Annotated in this window: 1 protein-coding gene; it reads right to left on the reverse strand. The window is 52.1% G+C overall.

What is annotated here, in order from left to right; all coding sequences use genetic code 11:
- On the reverse strand, positions 1-380 hold a 380-nt coding region (locus ASC50_RS05530; protein ID WP_193391219.1), incomplete at both ends, for a methylenetetrahydrofolate reductase.

Genomic DNA, 380 nt, shown 5'->3' on the forward strand with positions numbered 1-380 from the left:
GGGGTAGCACGCCCCCCCAAACGAGACCGGCGTTTCAGGCTTGTCAAACACATTGCCGTCCACATCCTTGCTGTTGTTGAAATCCACCGCCTGCTGGATTAAACCGCTGGCATGTTCGTGGGTTTTTGAAGCATCTATCTTGTTGGAATCCAAAGTTTTAATGTCGCCTCGCAAGAGCAATAACTCCGTCACGCCGAGGTATTGCAAATCAATCAGCGCGTATTCCGTCTCCTCCTTCGTGAAGCCCTTGCAGACCACATGAGGCACTGCCGGAATGTGATATTTGCTCTGAATGGCGGATGCAATCGCCACAGTGCCGGGGCGTTTGCTCACATTCACCTTCGTGAGCGACCCGTCCGCATTCTCCTTAAAGACTTTTT

It is taken from the genome of Candidatus Symbiothrix dinenymphae, from assembly GCF_001431085.1.